This window comes from Arthrobacter sp. NPDC057388 (assembly GCF_042668165.1).
Classification (GTDB): Bacteria; Actinomycetota; Actinomycetes; order Actinomycetales; family Micrococcaceae; genus Arthrobacter.
On sequence record NZ_JBHVBL010000108.1, the window covers coordinates 1 to 1,205 of the forward strand.

Here is a 1,205-nt window from a genome sequence, read left to right on the forward strand (position 1 = left end):
GCGGTTGGACTGTGTGGCATTATATGAAATTGTTACAATGCTTATTGAAATATCCGGCTTGCCGATTCATGAATTTTTAAAATGTCCTACTACCGCAAGTCTTGCAATGAAAGTATATCAAATGAATTATCCTGAAGATTATGAAAAGGCTATTTCCACGAATTACGGTTATAGCAAATGGGGCGAGTTTACAGAGGATTTTATACGCAAGGCATATTATGGTGGACGTACAGAAGTATTTCAAAGTGAATTAAATGGCGGCTTTCATTATGATGTAAATTCATTATATCCGTACGTTATGAAAGTGAACCCAATACCTATAGGGAAACCGCGTCACCATAAAGGAGACAAAGCCCGAAACGTATTTAAATATTGGTACAGCTATAGACAGGGCGGCGGTTTTTTAGAATGTGATATTCACATACCGACTACTTTACATATACCGCCTCTACCTCACAGAATGTACAAAAAATTATGTTTCCCGGTCGGTAACCTTTCAGGGATATGGACGTTTGAAGAAATTGAATTGGCGTTAGAAATGGGTGCTAAAATAAAAGAAATTCATCAATGTATTTATTTTGAAAAGACCGATTATATATTTAAAGATTTTGTCTCCTATTTTGAAGAGATTAAAAATACAAGTGATGGAGCAAAAAAGACGTTTGCAAAATTAATGCAAAATGCACTGTACGGAAAATTCGGTATGCAAAGGGTTCGGCAAACGATTTTACCTGTCACAGAAATTGAGACATGCGAAGAAAAAGGCTATCCTTATGTTGAATTATTTAACCCTGTATATGGACAAGAATTTATTGAAGCAGCCGTCCCCAGCAAAGCGCCGTATATTCAGCCGCATATAGCCGCCTACGTTACGTCATACGCGCGTATTTTATTATATAGAGGTTTAATTAAACAATTAGAAAAAGGCGATGTGGCATATTGTGATACCGATTCAATAGCATGTGAAGCTATTTTTGATGATGACATGGTTGACGATAGAGAGTACGGTAAATGGAAACTGGAAGGTATTCTTGAAGAAGGTTTATTCATTCAACCAAAAACGTATTATGAAAAATATGCTGATGAAATAAAACCAGAAGAAATAGAAAAAGAAATATCCTCTTTTTCTCGGAATGTATTTAATTATCCCGAAAAAAGCAAAGTAAAACAATATCGTTTGGTCAAAGGTTCGGAGACAATGAAAT

Annotated in this window: 1 protein-coding gene; it reads left to right on the top strand. The window is 35.5% G+C overall.

Going from position 1 to position 1,205, the window contains the following annotated elements:
* Positions 1-37: 37 nt before the first annotated feature.
* Positions 38-1,205, top strand: a 1,168-nt coding sequence (locus ACFUTU_RS21415; RefSeq protein ID WP_377967966.1) for a DNA polymerase, incomplete at its 3' end; no start/stop codon positions are given.